Raw genomic sequence first — 15761 nt, 5'->3', positions numbered from 1 at the left:
GCGTCCGCCCCCACCGCACCGTCCAAGACCCGCCTGGTCGGCTGTGATACCCGTAGGGTATTGCCGTGAGCGCCGATGTCGACCTGCGGAAACTGCGCTACTTCCTGGCGGTCGCCGAGCACCTGCACTTCGGCCGGGCCGCCGCGGAGCTGCGCATCGCCCAACCGGTGCTGTCCCGGCAGATCCGGGCGTTGGAGCGTGAGCTGGGCGCGCAGCTCCTGCACCGGGACCAGCGCCGCACCGAGCTGACGGCGGCCGGCGAGCAGCTACGCGCGGACGGGTCGGTGCTGCTGGCCCGGGCCGGTGCGCTACGCCGCCGGGTGCTCAGCACCGCCCGGGGTGGCGCCCGCACCTTCCGGATCGGGTTCATGCCCGGCCTCACCGTCACCGCCGAGGTACGCGCGCTGCGCGAGGCCAACCCGGGCCTGGAGGTCGAGGTGGTCCGCACCGGATGGGACGACCAGACCGAGGTGATCCGGGACGGACGGGTCGACGCCGGGTACGTCCGGCTGCCGCTGGACCCGCGCGACCTCGCCCTGGAGCCGCTCTTCGACGAGCCACGGGTCGTCGTCGTTCCGGCCGACCACCGGCTGGCCGGCAAGCAGCGGGTGAGCATCCACGACCTGGCCGACGAGCACCTGCTCCAGGACCCCGGGGCGGTGCCGGAGTGGCGGGACGTCGCCACCGAACTGCGGGCCGGCGAGCGCCTGCCGGAACGGTCCGTGCGGACCGTCGAGGAGAAGCTGGAGTACGTCGCCGCCGGGCGCGGCGTGGTCGTCCTGCCGCTGTCCACCGCGCTCTTCTACAGCCGTCCCGACGTGCGGCACACCCTGATCGCCGACATCGGCCCCAACCGGGTCTGCGTGGCCTGGGCGGCGGACAGTCGCAGCGACCTGATCCGCCAGTTGACCGCGATCGCCCACCGGCTTCATCCGGAGCCGCCGGCCGACGACCGCTAGCAGGCAGTCGGTCCCGGACTGGCCGTCGTGTCCCGGCCGCAACTGCGTGGCCCGGCACCCCTGCGGTGCCTACGATCGCAGGATGACCGATACGGCGAGGACGGCCCGCGCCGGCGTCCCCGAGCGTCCGACCCTGGACGGGCTCGAGGAGACCTGGGCGCGCCGCTGGCAGGAGGAGGGCACGTACGCGTTCGACCGCTCGAAGCAGCGGGCGGACGTGTACGCGATCGACACCCCGCCGCCGACCGTATCGGGCGAGCTGCACATGGGACACGTCTTCTCGTACACGCACACCGACACCACGGCCCGGTACCAGCGGATGCGCGGCAAGGCCGTCTTCTACCCGATGGGGTGGGACGACAACGGCCTGCCCACCGAGCGCCGGGTGCAGAACGTGTACGGGGTGCTCTGCGACCCGGCGCTGCCGTACGACCCGGTGTGGCGGCCACCGGCGGCGCCGGTCGACGAGGCGGCACGCCGCAACCCCACCCCGATCTCGCGGCGCAACTTCATCGAGTTGTGCGAGCGGCTGACCGTCGCCGACGAGCAGGTCTTCGAGGCGCTCTGGCGGCGACTCGGGCTGTCGGTGGACTGGTCGCTGACGTACACCACGATCGGCCGGGTCGCCCGGGCGACCAGCCAGCGGGCGTTCGTGCGCAACCTGCTCCGGGGTGAGGCGTACCAGTCGGAGGCGCCGACGCTGTGGGACGTCGGGTTCGGCACCGCGGTCGCCCAGGCGGAGCTGGAGGACCGGGAGCGCCCCGGCGCCTACCACCGGCTGCGGTTCACCGGGCCGAACGGGCGCGAGGTGCTCATCGACACCACCCGGCCGGAGCTGCTGCCGGCCTGCGTGGCACTGGTCTGCCACCCCGACGACGAGCGGTACGCCGACCTGGTGGGTGGCACGGCGCGCAGCCCGCTGTTCGACGTCGAGGTGCCGGTGCACGCCCATCCGCTCGCCGACCCGGGCAAGGGCACCGGGATCGCGATGGTCTGCACGTTCGGCGACCTGGCCGACGTGACCTGGTGGCGCGAGCTGCGGCTGGACACCCGGGTCGTGATCGGCCGGGATGGTCGGCTGCTCCCCGAGCCGCCGGCCGGTGTGCCGGCGCAGCCGTACGCGGCACTGGCCGGGCAGACCGTCAACGCCGCACGCCGGACGATCGTCGGGATGCTGGCCGACGCGGGTGACCTGATCGGCGAGCCGCGCCCGATCACGCACCCGGTCAAGTTCTACGAGCGCGGCGACCGGCCGCTGGAGATCGTCTCGACCCGGCAGTGGTACGTGCGCAACGGCGGTCGGGACGACGCGCTGCGGGCGACGCTGCTGGCCCGGGGCGAGGAGCTGAACTGGGTGCCGGCACACATGAAGCACCGCTACGACCACTGGGTGGCCGGCCTGACCGGTGACTGGCTGGTCAGCCGGCAGCGCTTCTTCGGGGTGCCGGTGCCGGTGTGGTACCGGCTCGACAACGCTGGCGAGCCGGACTGGTCCCACCCTCTCACGCCGGACGAGTCCGCGCTGCCGGTCGATCCGTCCAGCGACCCGGCGCCCGGCTACGACGAGTCGCAGCGTGGCCAGCCGGGCGGCTTCGTCGGCGACCCGGACGTGCTGGACACCTGGGCCACCTCGTCGCTGACCCCGCAGATCGTCGGCGGCTGGGAAACCGACCCGGACCTGTTCGCCCGGGTCTTCCCGATGGACCTCCGCCCGCAGGGGCAGGAGATCATCCGGACCTGGCTCTTCGACAGCGTGGTCCGTTCGCACTTCGAGCACGACGTGCTGCCCTGGCGGGACACCGTGCTCTCCGGCTGGATCCTCGACCCCGACCACAAGAAGATGGCCAAGTCCAAGGGCAACGTGGTGACCCCGCTGGCGTTGCTGGAGCAGCACGGCTCGGACGCGGTGCGCTACTGGGCGGCCAGCGGCAAGCCCGGCATGGACCTGGCGTTCGACCCGGCGCAGATCAAGGTCGGTCGTCGGCTGGCCACCAAGCTGCTCAACGCGTCGAAGTTCGCGCTGGGGCTGGGCGCGGCGGACGCGCTGCGCACCCCCGCGACAGCCCCGCTGGACCGGGCCATGCTCGCCGAACTGTCCACCGTCGTCACCGCGGCGGGCTCCGCCTTCGACTCGTACGACCACACGGCGGCGTTGCAGGTGACCGAGGCGTTCTTCTGGCGGTTCTGCGACGACTACATCGAGCTGGTCAAGGAGCGCGCGTACGGCACCGGAGCGGCCGCCGACTCGGCACGGGCCGCGCTGGCCTCCGCCCTGTCGGTGCAGTTGCGCCTGTTCGCCCCGGTGCTGCCGTACGTCACCGAGGAGATCTGGTCCTGGTGGCGGTACGGCTCGGTGCACCAGGCGCCGTGGCCCACCACCTACGAGGTGGCCCGGACGATCGAGGGGACGGGCGACCCGGCGCTGCTGCGGCTGGCCGGCGACGCGCTGAGCCAGGTGCGTCGGGCCAAGTCGGAGCGGAAGCTGTCGATGAAGGCGGAGGTGCCGCTGGCCGAGGCACTCGGACCGGCGGCGCTGCTGGAGCAGCTCACCCTGGTCGCCGACGACCTGCGCGCGGCCGGCCGGATCGGCAAGCTCGACCTGCTCCCCGACCGCACCCCGGAACTCGTCATCGCCTGCGCCTTCTGACCCCCGCCGCCGCCACCCGCGCCGCAGGGGTGGCGGTGGGCGGTTCGGTCACCAGCCGCGCAGGAAGCGCAGGCCGACCAGGATCGCGACCACCGCCGGCCCGACCAGCAGGGTGATCGCCTGGAGCCGGTACTGCATCCGGTGCCGGGTCAGCTCGACCGCGTTGCCGAGCACGATCGCCCCGGCCAGCATCATGAACCCGCCCCACCAGCCGGTCTTCAGGTGGATCAGATCCGCCCGGATCAGTTGCAGGGTCACCCCGACCAGCGCGCCGGTGAGCGCGAGCAGGGCCACCGCCCGGTGCAGGCCGCGGGCCAGCGGATGGGCCGCCCGCCACAGGTAGGTGCCGGCGACGGCCAGGCAGGGCAGCACCACCAGCACCGGCCAGCCCCGGCTCATCACGCCGAACATCAGCAGCGCGCCCACCGCGAACACGAGCGTCCCGACGGAGGCGATGACGAACCCGGCGAAGGCCCGACCGCCGCGCCGGGCCAGCAGCGGCCCGCCGCTGGCCGCGATCAGCGCGCCCGGGATCAGGACGAACCCCGCCCACCAGTGGAACCGTCCGCTGCCCTGGGCGGCCGTCGCGACCGTGGCGCAGGCCAGCCCGGCGACCGCCAGGCTGGTCAACCAGGGCCGGCTGCTTCGGGAGTACGGCTCAGCCAACGACGTCCGCTCCGCTTCGACGCTCACGCCCACCAGCGTGGCCCGTGGCACCCCCGCCGGTACATCCGGCCAGCCCTACCGGCTGGCTGCGGCTGGCCGGATCAGCGGCTGGCACCGGGCTCAGCTCGTCTCGCCGGCCACGCTGAACGAGCGCAGACGATCGACGGCCAGCACCGTGAAGCCGATGCTGACCAGCGCGGTCATCACCGACGCCACCGGCACCGAGACGGTGGTCTCCAGCAACCCGGTGGGTGCGATCCGGTCGGCGAGGGCGATCACGTACTGCTGGATGGAGAGCACCTTGGTGCCGCTGACGAAGTTGCCCAGCAGCCCCTCCCAGATCAGCACGTAGACCAGGCCGAGCAGCACCGGCCGCCGGGTGACCAGGCTGAGCGCGAGGAACAACGCCGAGTACGCCAGCGCGCCGAGCGCCGCCGCGGCGGCCAGCGCCAGGCCGAGGCGTACCGAATCGGCGAGCACGCCCGCGACGTAGAGCGGCACCGCGACGGTGACCGCGGTGACCCCGGCGGCGACCGCCAGCTTGGGCAGCACGATCTGCCAGCGCGGCAGCGGCTTGGTCAGGATGTGCACCACCGTGCCGTCGTCGATCTCGGCGCCCAGCACGCCCGTGCCGATGATCAGCGCGACCACCGGCAGCACCACGGCCAGCCCGAGGCCGACCAGCACCGGCGGCCCCCACTCGCCCGGGTCCACCCCCAGCGACCGGCAGAGCACGGCCAGCCCGAGCAGCACCAACGGCAACGGAAGCAGCAGCAGGAACCGGCGCCGGCCGAACAGCCCGCGCGCGGTGATCCAGGTAACGGTCGACATGTCAGGCCTCCACCAGGTAGGAGAAGACGCTCTCCAGGGACTCGTCGGACGGCACCAGCTGGCGCACCCGGATGCCTTGCTTGAGCGCGATCCGGGGTAGCGCCCGGGTGAAGGCGCCGTAGTCACCGGCCCGCACGGTCAGGCCGGTCGGGTCCAACTCGACCCCACTGACCGACGGCTCGGCGATCAGCGCGACGGCCAGCGCCCTGTCGTTCGTCGACCGCACCGCGAACACGTGCGGGCGATTGGTCATCAACCGGCGGATGGTCCGGAAGTCGCCGGAGGCCGCCAACCGCCCGGCCACCATCACCTGGACCGTCCCGGAGACCTGCTCGACCTCCTCCAGGATGTGCGAGCTGAACAGGATCGTCCGGCCGGCGTCACCCAGGGTGTGCAGCAGCTGCATCATGTGCAGCCGCTGGCGCGGGTCCATCCCGTTGAACGGCTCGTCGAGCAGCAGCACCTGCGGGTCGTGCACCAATGCGGCGGCCACCCGGGCCCGCTGCCGCATGCCCTTGGAGTACGTGCCGATCCGGCGGTCCTGCGCCGACTCCAGCTCCACCAGGTCGATCGCCCGCCGGGCCGCCGCCGCCGGGTCGGCCAGCCGGTGCAGCTTCGCGCTGGCCAGCACGAACTCGTACGCGGTGAGGAAACCCTGCACCGCCTCCCGTTCACTGACCAGCCCCAGCCGCCGGTAGACGTCGGGGTTACGCCAGGTCGGCTCGTCGTCGAGGGTGACCGTGCCGCGCGACGGGGCGAGGAACCCGGCCATCATGTGCAGCAGGGTGGTCTTGCCGGCGCCGTTCGGGCCGAGCAGCCCCGTCACGCCCGGCCCCAGGGCCATGCTGATGTCGTTGACGGCGACCACGTTGCCGTACCACCGGGACACCCCGGTCAGGCTCAGCGTGCTCATCAGGAGGCGACCTTCCGGTAGCGAGCCAGCAGGAGGGCGGTCGCGCCGGCGACCAACAGCACCGCGGCCAGGGCGTAGACCGGGCCGAACCCGCCGATCATCATCTCGCCCGGATCGCCCTCGACCAGCAGGTCACCCAGCGACCAGATGCCCACCCCCTGCACCAGCGTGGAGGGCGAGGCGAGCCCGGCCAGCTCGTTGGCGGCGCGCGACGGCAGGATGCTCAGCACCCCGACGATCGGGGTGGTCATCAGGAAGACCGCCACCACCCCACCGGCGGCGAAGGCGCGCTTGCCGGTCAGCGAGGCGACCAGCAGACCGACCGAGGCGAAGACCACCGCCCACAGCCCGGCGTAGAGCAGCCCGGGCAGCAGGTCGAGCAGTTCGTTCCACACCCCGCGCATGCCCTGCTTGGTGGTGAAGGCGGCACCCAGGAACATCAGCAACTGCGGTCCGCCGAGCAGCAGCCACAGGGCGGTGACCAGCGCCAGCAGCTTGGCCAGCGCGTAGTCGGCGCGCGGCAGCGGCCGGGAGAAGTACAGCGGCAGCACACCGCTGCGCAGGTCCCGGGAGACCAGCTCCGGAGCGACGACCGCGACGAAGAAGATGACAAGCCAGCTCATCGCGTCGGCGAACTGGGCGTACGTGGCGACCGGCTCGCCGATCTGGCTGCGTACCGCGGCCAGGGCCACCGCGACCAGGGAGACGATGCCGACGACCAGCCACGGGAAGATCTTGGCCTTGGCACTGCGCCCGAAGCCGAAGGCGGTGCGCAGACCGTGCAGGTACAGCGCGCCGAAGACCTGTCGGCGGCCCAGCCGCAGGCCCCGGTAGCGCTGGTAGCCGATGTCGTGGATGACGCCGGTCGGCGCGGGGCGCACGGCGGCTGCGGTCGACTCAGGCATGAGTGAGCTCCCTCGTGGCGAAGAGTTCGGCCACCCGGTGCCGGCGCTGGTCCAGTCGGTGCAGTGGCAGGTCCAGTTCGGCGACCGCACCGAGGATCAGGTCGTAGGTGCCGTCGTCGGCGAGCGGCACGAGGAGCAGTCTCCCGTCCCGGGCGACCGGCAGTTTCAGTTCGGCGAGCCGGGCGGCGAGTTCCTCAGTGCCCTCGCTGACCTCCACGGCGAGCACGTCGGTGGCGGTGGTCATCGCGGAGATGTGGTCGGCGCGCAGCAACTTGCCGCCGTCGATGGCGATCAGCGTGTCGCAGATCCGCTCGACCTCGCCCAGCAGGTGCGAGCAGACCAGCACGGAGATGCCGAACTCGGTGCCGATCCGGTGCACCAGCGCCAGCATGGCGTCGCGGCCGGCCGGGTCCAGGCCGTTGGTGGGCTCGTCGAGCAGCAGCAGGTCCGGGTCGTGCACGAGCGCCTGGGCGAGCTTGACCCGCTGCTTCATGCCGGTGGAGTAGCCGCCGACCGGGCGGTAGCGCTCCTCGTAGAGCCCGACGTGCCGCAACGCCTCCGAGGCCCGCTCCCGGGCCGCGGTGCGGGGCAGACCGCTCATCCGGCCGAGGTGGGTGACCAGCTCGGCGGCGGACAGGTCCGGCGGGAGGCAGTCGTGCTCGGGCATGTAGCCGACCCGGGCGCGGACGGCCGCCGGGTCGGCGGTCGGGTCGATGCCGAGCACGGAGACCTGGCCGCTGGTCGGAGCGATCAGGCCGAGCAGGATCTTGATCAACGTGGATTTGCCGGCGCCGTTCGCGCCCACCAGGCCGATGATCCCGGGCTCGACGGCGACGGTGAGGTCGGCGAGCGCGGTGACCCGACCTCCGTACGTCTTGGTGAGCGACTGGGTCGCGATCAGTGTCACGGTGCCCAGCGTAGGGAGTCCATGGCCACCGCGGACACCGGCGCGCCCCCGGCACTCCCCTGATCCTGTGTACGACGAACCCCTAGGGTCCGTCGGCGACGTTTGCGCCGGTCGGTGGTTTCGCCGTACCCCGCCGCCGGAATCGTCCATCGAAGATGGCACCATTCACTCTCCGTTCACCGGGCAGTGTTCCGGGGATATCCGGCCGCCGACGCGGGAGGGATCGTGATGGTCGAGGTGGGCGTCCCCAAGGTGAGTGTGGTGGTGCCGGCGTACAACTGCGGCCGGCACATCGAGAAGCTCGTCGCCTCGCTGCTGCGCCAGTCGTTGCCCGCCGGCGAGTTCGAGGCGATCTTCGTCGACGACGGCTCGACCGACGACACGGGCGAACGGTTGGACCGGCTGGCCGCCGCGCACCCGCACATCACGGTGCTGCACACCGAGAACTCGGGCTGGCCGTCGCGCCCGCGCAACCTGGGCATCGAACGGGCCCGCGGCGAGTACGTCTTCTTCGCCGACGACGACGACTGGTTCGCCGACCAGGCACTGGAGCGGCTCTACGAGTGCGCGAAGACGTACGACGCGGACATCGTGATCGGGAAGATGGCCGGGCACGGGCGCGGTGTGCCGCGGGAGTTGTTCCGCAAGAACCGCTTCAACGCCACCCTGGAGAACGCCCCGCTGATCGACAGCCTCACCTGCCACAAGCTGTTCCGCCGGTCGTTCCTCAACGAGCACGGGCTGCGGTTCCCGGAGGGCGGCAAGCGGCGCCTGGAGGACCATTCCCTGGTGGTGCGGGCCTACTTCCTGTCCCGGCACACCTCCGTGCTGTCCGACTACACCTGCTACCACCACGCGCAGCGGGGCGACGCGCGCAACGTCACCGCGGCCCGGCTGGACCCTTCGAGCTACTTCGCCAGCGTCCGCGACGCGCTGGACATCGTGGACGCCAACACCGAACCCGGTCCGCTGCGGGACCGGCTGCACCGGCGGTGGCTGCGCAACGAGATGCTCAACCGGTTGCGCGGCAAGCGGCTGCTGGCCGCCCCCGAGGACTGGCTGGAGCAGGTCGCACTGGAGAGCCAGAAGGTCATCCAGGACCGGTTCGCCCCCGGCGTCGCCGCGGGTCTGCCGCCGATGCAACGGGCCGTGGCGTACCTGACGGAGCGGGGCCGGTTCGCGGACCTGCGCCGGCTGGCACGTTGGGAGGCGGGCATCGCCGCGCACGGCAGGATCGAGGACCACCAACTGGCCGACCGTTCCGTCACGGTGACCGTCGCCGCGGAACTGCGCTCGGCGGACCGGCCGATCTCGTTCCGTACCGACGACGGCCGGGACGTGCTGGTGCTGCCGGTGGACGAGATCGCCCCCGAGGTGCTCGACTCCACGGCCCAGGTGCGCAAGGCCCGGCTGGACGTGGTCGCCCGCCGCCGGGAGACCGGGGACGAAATCTTCCTGCCGGTGCAGTTCAGCACCGAACGTGTCGCCGACCCGACCGAGGCGGACACCGTGCACCTGGTGCACCGGGCCACCACCACGATCGACTTCGGCGCCCTCAACGGCGGCCGCACCCGGGGCAGCTGGCTCCTCAAGGCACGGGTCACCAACGCCGGCTGGACCGAGGACGCCCAGCTACCGATGCTGTTCATCTGCCGGGCCGACGGTGCGCCGCCCCGGATCCGTGACGAGCGGATGCCCTGGAACTGGCTGCGGTCGGCGGTGGGTCGCCGGATCCGCCGCTGATCCGCCCGCCCCGGTCGTGGAGTGGCACCCTCGACCGATCGGCGGTCGGCTGCGAAACTGTGTGCCGGTCAGCGAGTGGGGGGTGTGGATGAGCAACGGCTGGGTGCTGCCCGACGAGGTGCTCCGGGACGCGCCGGCGTACACGCCGCGTCCCGGTGAGCTGGCGGATCTGGAGCTGCTGCTGACCGGTGCGTACGCCCCCCTGACCGGCTTCATGACCCGCGCCGACCTGGTGTCGGTCAGCCGGCGCAGTCGGCTGGCCGACGGCACGTCGTGGCAGGTCGCCGTGACCCTCCAGGTGCCGGCCGCGCTGGCGCAGAGCTTCGATCCGCGTGACCCGGCCCGCCGGGCGCTGGTGCTGACCGACGGCGAGGGCGCGCCGGCGGCCGCCCTCGACGTGGCCGACGTCTGGCCGGTCCGCGACGGCGTGGCCGGGGTGGGCGGCCAGGTCCGGCGGTTGGGCGACGGCGGCCACGGCCCGTTCCAGCGGCTGCGCCGCAGCCCGGAGGAGGTCCGCGCGCTGCTGCCCCCGGGCCGGGTGCTCGGGGTTATCGCCGACCGGCCCCTGCACCGGCCCCAGCTCGCCCAGATCGCCCACGCCGCCCGCACCCTGGCCGCGCACCTGCTGGTGATGATCCCGGTGGGTGAGGGTGGCGCCGGCGGTCTCCCGCCGGAGGCGCTGGTGCGCAGCATCTTCGCCGCCCGGGACCGGATGCCCCCGGCCACCCTGGTGGCGGTGCCGCTGTCGCACCGGCGGGACGAGATCAGCGACGCGCTGCTGCGCGCCCGGGTCTCCGCCGCGTACGGCGTGACCCACCTGCTCTCCACCGGCGAGATGCTCTCCGGTGCCGGGCTGCGCGTGCTGGTGCCGCGTGAGCTGGCGTACGACAACCGGGACGGGCAGTGGCGCTGGCGGGAGGACATCCCGCCGCGCAACCGCCGTCTCGCGCTGACGCAGGAGGAGATCGACGACCTGCTCGACCGGGGCTTCCCGCTGCCGGAGTGGCACACGCCGCCAGCGGTGGCGAAGGAGCTGGCGCGGGCCCGGCCGCCCCGTCGGCACCGAGGTCTGGTGGTCTTCCTGACCGGCCTCTCCGGCTCCGGCAAGTCGACCATCGCCCGAGGGCTGGCGGACGCGTTGCGGGAGAGCGGCGACCGGACGGTGACCCTGCTCGACGGGGACGTGGTGCGCCGGGAACTCTCCGCCGGGCTGGGCTTCAGCAAGGCCGACCGGGATCTCAACGTCCGACGGATCGGCTGGGTGGCGGCCGAGATCGCCCGGCACCGGGGGGTGGGCATCTGCTGCCCGATCGCCCCGTACGCGGCGGCCCGTGCCACGGCGCGGGAGATGGCCCTGGCCGCCGGGGCGGGTTTCGTGCTGGTGCACGTCGCCACCCCGCTGGACGTGTGCGAGCAGCGGGACCGCAAGGGCCTGTACGCGCGTGCCCGGGCCGGGCTGCTCACCGGCATGACCGGCATCGACGACCCGTACGAGGTGCCGACCGACGCCGACCTGGTCGTGGACACCACCGACCTGAGCGTGCCGGAGGCGGTGCAGGCCGTGCTGCACCACCTGACCGAGACCGGCTGGGTGGAGCTGAAGGTCCCGTCGGCCTGAGGCGTCGCCGTACCCCCGTTTCTTCCACCGCTGCGGGCTACGCGCTAGTGTTCATTCTTGTTGGAACACGTTTGACCGCGTGAGAGTACGTGGACCCCCGGGGAGGCACGGCGATGCTCGCTCAGCAGCGGCAGGCGGCCATCCTGGAGCGGGTCCGGTCGACCGGCGGCGTCCGGGTGACCGAGCTGGCCACCGAGTTCGGCGTGTCCGACATGACCATCCGGCGCGACCTGGAGGCGCTGCACGAGCGCGGGCTGCTGGCCAAGGTGCACGGTGGTGCCACGGCGGCCGGCCCGAGCTCGACCGACGAACCGGGCTTCCACGCCAAGTCGGTCCGCCAACTGCCGGAGAAGGCCGCCATCGCCGACCGGGCGGCCCAACTCGTCCGGCCGGGCGCGGCGGTCGCGCTCTCCGCCGGCACCACCACCGCCGAACTGGCCCGCAGGCTGGTGGACGTGCCCGGCCTGACCGTGGTGACCAACTCGCTGCCGGTGGCCGAGATCCTGCACGCCGGCGGCCGGCCGGACCAGACCGTGGTGCTCACCGGCGGCGTACGCACACCGTCGGACGCGCTGGTCGGCCCCCTCGCGGTCGCCGCCGTCCGGGCACTGCACCTGGACCTGCTCTTCCTCGGCGTGCACGGCATCACGGAACGGGCCGGCTTCACCACCCCGAACCTGATGGAGGCGGAGATCGACCGCGCGCTGGTCGCGGCGGCGGACCGGCTGGTGGTGCTCGCCGACCACACCAAGTGGGGCACGGTCGGCATCTCGTCGATCGTCGAGTTGGCCGCGGCACACCTACTGGTCAGCGACGACCGGTTGCCTCCGCCCGCACGACGGGTACTCGGTGAACAGGTGGGCGAATTGATCATGGTGAAGGCGACAGGGGCGGGCCGCGTGACCGGCACGCCGACGAGTGAGGGGACGGCGCCGTGAAGCGCACCGCCATCGACCTGGCCGACGGCCGGGAGCTGATCTACTTCGACGAGCGCGACGACGCCGTCCGCGACCAGCCCGACCGGCGGGACCTGCCTCCGCCGCCTCCCGCCTCCCAGCTGCGCTACGACCCGTTGACCGACGAGTGGGTCGCGGTCGCCGTGCACCGCCAGACCCGCACCTTCCTCCCGCCGGCCAACGAGTGCCCCCTCGACCCGTCGGTGGGTGACCGCCTGACCGAGATCCCGGCCCCCGACTACGACGTGGTGGTCTTCGAGAACCGGTTCCCGTCGCTGAGCGGCCGGGTGGCCGACGAGCCCGGGCAGATCACGCCGTTCACCCCGGTCCGGCCGGGCCTCGGCCGGTGCGAGGTGGTCTGCTTCACCTCCGACCACAACGCCTCCTTCGCCAGCCTCCCCCCGCGCCGGGTCCGCACGGTGCTGGACGCGCTCGCCGACCGGACCGAGGTGCTCGGTGAGCTGCCCGGCGTGGAGCAGGTGTTCTGCTTCGAGAACCGGGGCGTCGAGATCGGCGTCACCCTGCACCACCCCCACGGGCAGATCTACGCGTACCCCTTCGTGACGCCGCGCACCCGGGCGCTGCTGGCCGCGGCACGCCGGCACGCCGAGCGGACCGGCGGCGGCAACCTGTACGCGGACGTGCTGGCCGCCGAGCGGTCCGCCGGCGACCGGGTGGTCGTCGAGAACGAGCACTGGACGGCGTTCGTCCCGGCGGCGGCCCGCTGGCCGTTCGAGGTGCACGTGGCGCCGCACCGCGTGGTGCCGGACATTCCGGCGCTCAGCGACAGCGAGCGGGACGCCTTCGGGCCGCTCTACCTGGATCTGCTGCGCCGTTTCGACGGCCTGTTCGACATGCCGATGCCCTACATCTCGGCGTGGCACCAGGCGCCGGTGCGGATCGACCGCGAGCTGGGCCACCTGCACCTTCAGCTGTTCAGCATCCGGCGGGCCAAGGACAAGCTGAAGTACCTGGCGGGCTCCGAGTCGGGGATGGGTGTCTTCATCAACGACATCTCGCCCGAGCGGGCCGCCGACCTTCTGCGCGCCGCCTGAGCCGGGGCGGGAGACAGGGCGCGGGGGGCCCGGGACAGGGCCCCCCGCAGGGAAGGGACGGCTGGCTGTGCACGACACAGCCGGGAAGGCTGGCTGATCGGCACGCATGCCGCGGTCGACCGCGGTCAACCTTCCTGGACGCGACTGGCATCTCGTCCATCCTGGTCAACGAGGCGCGCCGGTCGCGGTGACGCGGGCGGCGTGTCGACCCGGGACACACCGGAGCCCGCCGGCGGGTGCCGACGGGCTCCGGTACTGCGGTACGCCTGGATCAGGCAGCGATCTTGCGCGCGAGGTTCTCGTCGAGCGCGTTCATGAACTCGTCGGTGGTCAGCCACGGGGCGTCGCGCGAGATGAGCAGCGCGAGGTCCTTGGTCATCTGGCCGCCTTCGACGGTGTCGACGATGACCTGCTCCAGGGTGTTGGCGAACTCGGTGACCGCCGGCGTGCCGTCCAGCTTGCCCCGGTGGGCCAGGCCCCGGGTCCAGGCGTAGATCGACGCGATCGGGTTGGTCGAGGTCTTCTCGCCCTTCTGGTACTGCCGGTAGTGCCGGGTGACGGTGCCGTGGGCGGCCTCCGCCTCGACGGTGCGGCCGTCCGGGGAGAGCAGGACCGAGGTCATCAGACCCAGCGAGCCGAAGCCCTGCGCGACGGTGTCGGACTGCACGTCGCCGTCGTAGTTCTTGCAGGCCCAGACGTAGCCGCCCTCCCACTTGAGCGCGGCGGCGACCATGTCGTCGATCAGCCGGTGCTCGTAGGTGATGCCGGCGGCGTCGAACTCGGCCTTGAACTCGTTCTCGAACACCTCGGCGAAGAGGTCCTTGAACCGGCCGTCGTACGCCTTGAGGATGGTGTTCTTGGTGGACAGGTAGACCGGGTAGTTGCGGTCCAGGCCGTACCGGAACGAGGCCCGGGCGAAGTCCCGGATCGACTCGTCGTAGTTGTACATGCCCATGGCGATGCCGCCGCCCGGGAAGTTGGCGACCTCCATCTCCATCGGCGCGCCGCCGTCGGCGGGGGTGTAGGTGATGGTCACCGTGCCCGGGCCGGGGACGACGAAGTCGGTGGCCTTGTACTGGTCACCGTGGGCGTGCCGGCCGATGATGATCGGCTTGGTCCAGCCGGGGACCAGCCGCGGCACGTTGGACATGATGATCGGCTCGCGGAAGACGACGCCGCCGAGGATGTTGCGGATGGTGCCGTTGGGCGACCGCCACATCTTCTTCAGGCCGAACTCCTCGACCCGGGCCTCGTCCGGGGTGATGGTCGCGCACTTGACGCCGACGCCGTGCTCCTTGATGGCGTTGGCGGCGTCGACGGTGACCTGGTCGTCGGTCTCGTCGCGGTGCTGGATCGACAGGTCGTAGTAGTGCAGGTCGACGTCGAGGTAGGGCAGGATCAGCTGCTCCCGGATCTGCTTCCAGATGATCCGGGTCATCTCGTCGCCGTCGAGCTCCACGACCGGGTTGTTTACCTTGATCTTCGCCATCGGCCGGCGCTCCTCTCGGGGGACACGTGCTCAAGCCAAGCAGTACGAGCGTACTGGAAACGGGCCGGCAGCCCCCAGCCGGCCTCGACCGGCCGGCGAAACCGGGCTGCACGGCGCAGAAGTTCCCTGACATCATCGCCCGATGCCACTGAGCCGCACCCTCGGGTCTATCACGGTCACCGCGCTCACCGACGGGGAGGGGGCCTTCTTCCAGCCCCGGACGGAGGCGTTCCCGCACGCCACGGCGGCGCACTGGCGGGAGGCCGACCGGCGCGACCCCTCCTCGGTGACGGCCGACGGGCAGTGGTGGCTGCCGTTCCGCAGCTTCGCGATCCGCGCCGGTGACGGGCCGGTCACCCTGGTCGACGCCGGGATCGGTCCGGCCGACGCGCCCGCCGCGAGCTGGGCACCCGTCCCCGGCAGGCTGCCCGCCGAACTCGCGGCCGCCGGGATCGACCCGGACGACGTCGACACGGTCGTCCTGACCCACCTGCACAGCGACCACATCGGCTGGGCGGTCACCGGCACGCCGTCGCGGCCGTACTTCCCGAACGCGAGCTACCTGGTGCAGCGCGCCGAGCTGGACGCGGCGGAGACGATCAACCCGTGGCTGCCGGCCGGCCTGGTCGCGCCGTTGCGCGCCACCGGCCAGCTCCGGGTGGTCGACGGCGAGACCACCCTCACCCCGTCGGTACGCCTGCTGCCCACCCCCGGGCACACCCCCGGCCACCAGTCGGTGCTCCTGACGTCGGCCGACGAACGCATGCTGCTCACCGGCGACCTGCTGGTGCACGTCGTGCAACTGATAGATCCCAACCTGGCATACGCCCACGAGGTGGACCCGGATCTCGCCCGCCTCTCGCGAACAGGAGCCCTCCAGACCCACTCCCCCACCCTCCTGGCCACCCCCCACCTAGGCACCCCCTTCACCCCCCGGCCCAGCCCCAGCCCCGCTGATCATGAAGTTGTTGCCTCGACCCGCCGATGAAACCGGCAACAACTTCATGATCAACCGGGGGGTTCCGGCCGGGCCGGGTGGGGGGGACGCGGAAGGGGGGGGGGGGGGGGGTGG

General features: G+C 72.4%; 13 protein-coding genes. 7 read left to right on the top strand and 6 right to left on the bottom strand.

Features of this window, described 5'->3' with window-relative positions:
* Positions 1 to 65: 65 nt before the first annotated feature.
* Complete coding sequence (locus tag ACTWLT_RS13250; RefSeq protein ID WP_445318652.1) at positions 66 to 959, top strand: LysR family transcriptional regulator; 894 nt, start codon at positions 66 to 68, stop codon at positions 957 to 959.
* An 82-nt stretch (positions 960 to 1041) separates the two neighbouring features.
* On the top strand, positions 1042 to 3606 hold the full coding sequence (gene valS, locus ACTWLT_RS13245; protein ID WP_445318651.1) for a valine--tRNA ligase: 2565 nt from the start codon (positions 1042 to 1044) through the stop codon (positions 3604 to 3606).
* A 48-nt stretch (positions 3607 to 3654) separates the two neighbouring features.
* Here the strand turns inward: valS and ACTWLT_RS13240 are convergent, their stop codons facing one another.
* The 5 genes from ACTWLT_RS13240 to ACTWLT_RS13220 all read right to left on the bottom strand — a co-directional run bounded on the left by ACTWLT_RS13240 (position 3655) and on the right by ACTWLT_RS13220 (position 7828).
* Positions 3655 to 4299, bottom strand: a complete 645-nt coding sequence (locus ACTWLT_RS13240; protein WP_252418966.1) for a hypothetical protein — start codon at positions 4297 to 4299, stop codon at positions 3655 to 3657.
* Positions 4300 to 4392: 93 nt separating this feature from the next.
* Positions 4393 to 5103: an ABC transporter permease subunit gene (locus ACTWLT_RS13235; RefSeq protein WP_445318650.1), complete on the bottom strand. Its 711-nt coding sequence runs from the start codon at positions 5101 to 5103 to the stop codon at positions 4393 to 4395.
* 1 nt (position 5104) lies between these two features.
* Positions 5105 to 6016 (bottom strand): ABC transporter ATP-binding protein, encoded by a 912-nt coding sequence (locus tag ACTWLT_RS13230; RefSeq protein ID WP_196919716.1) that lies wholly within the window; start codon positions 6014 to 6016, stop codon positions 5105 to 5107.
* Positions 6016 to 6921 (bottom strand): ABC transporter permease, encoded by a 906-nt coding sequence (locus tag ACTWLT_RS13225; protein ID WP_445318649.1) that lies wholly within the window; start codon positions 6919 to 6921, stop codon positions 6016 to 6018. Before ACTWLT_RS13225 ends, ACTWLT_RS13230 begins: the two co-directional genes overlap by 1 nt.
* On the bottom strand, positions 6914 to 7828 hold the full coding sequence (locus ACTWLT_RS13220) for an ABC transporter ATP-binding protein (RefSeq protein ID WP_445318648.1): 915 nt from the start codon (positions 7826 to 7828) through the stop codon (positions 6914 to 6916). The genes ACTWLT_RS13225 and ACTWLT_RS13220 overlap by 8 nt, the downstream gene beginning before the upstream one ends.
* Before the next feature lie 228 nt (positions 7829 to 8056).
* On the opposite strand from ACTWLT_RS13220, the gene ACTWLT_RS13215 reads away from it, so the two are divergent.
* The 4 genes from ACTWLT_RS13215 (at position 8057) to galT (ending at position 13200) form a co-directional block, all read left to right on the top strand.
* On the top strand, positions 8057 to 9571 hold the full coding sequence (locus ACTWLT_RS13215) for a glycosyltransferase family 2 protein (RefSeq protein ID WP_445318781.1): 1515 nt from the start codon (positions 8057 to 8059) through the stop codon (positions 9569 to 9571).
* Between the two features lie 88 nt (positions 9572 to 9659).
* Positions 9660 to 11189, top strand: a complete 1530-nt coding sequence (cysC, locus tag ACTWLT_RS13210; RefSeq protein WP_252418961.1) for an adenylyl-sulfate kinase — start codon at positions 9660 to 9662, stop codon at positions 11187 to 11189.
* Between the two features lie 113 nt (positions 11190 to 11302).
* Entirely contained in the window at positions 11303 to 12127 is an 825-nt protein-coding gene (locus ACTWLT_RS13205) for a DeoR/GlpR family DNA-binding transcription regulator (RefSeq protein ID WP_445318647.1), read from the top strand.
* Positions 12124 to 13200 carry a galactose-1-phosphate uridylyltransferase gene (gene galT, locus ACTWLT_RS13200; protein ID WP_445318646.1) on the top strand — a complete coding sequence of 359 codons (1077 nt, stop codon included), beginning with the start codon at positions 12124 to 12126 and terminating at the stop codon, positions 13198 to 13200. Before ACTWLT_RS13205 ends, galT begins: the two co-directional genes overlap by 4 nt.
* Positions 13201 to 13471: 271 nt before the next feature.
* Here galT and ACTWLT_RS13195 read toward each other — a convergent pair whose 3' ends face one another.
* Positions 13472 to 14689: an NADP-dependent isocitrate dehydrogenase gene (locus ACTWLT_RS13195; protein ID WP_445318645.1), complete on the bottom strand. Its 1218-nt coding sequence runs from the start codon at positions 14687 to 14689 to the stop codon at positions 13472 to 13474.
* Positions 14690 to 14831: 142 nt separating this feature from the next.
* On the opposite strand from ACTWLT_RS13195, the gene ACTWLT_RS13190 reads away from it, so the two are divergent.
* On the top strand, positions 14832 to 15677 hold the full coding sequence (locus ACTWLT_RS13190) for an MBL fold metallo-hydrolase (protein WP_445318644.1): 846 nt from the start codon (positions 14832 to 14834) through the stop codon (positions 15675 to 15677).
* The last annotated feature ends 84 nt before the right edge of the window (positions 15678 to 15761 follow it).

The sequence above is a fragment of the Micromonospora yongxingensis genome (genome assembly GCF_052601155.1).
This window is presented reverse-complemented; position numbering and strand designations above follow the sequence as displayed.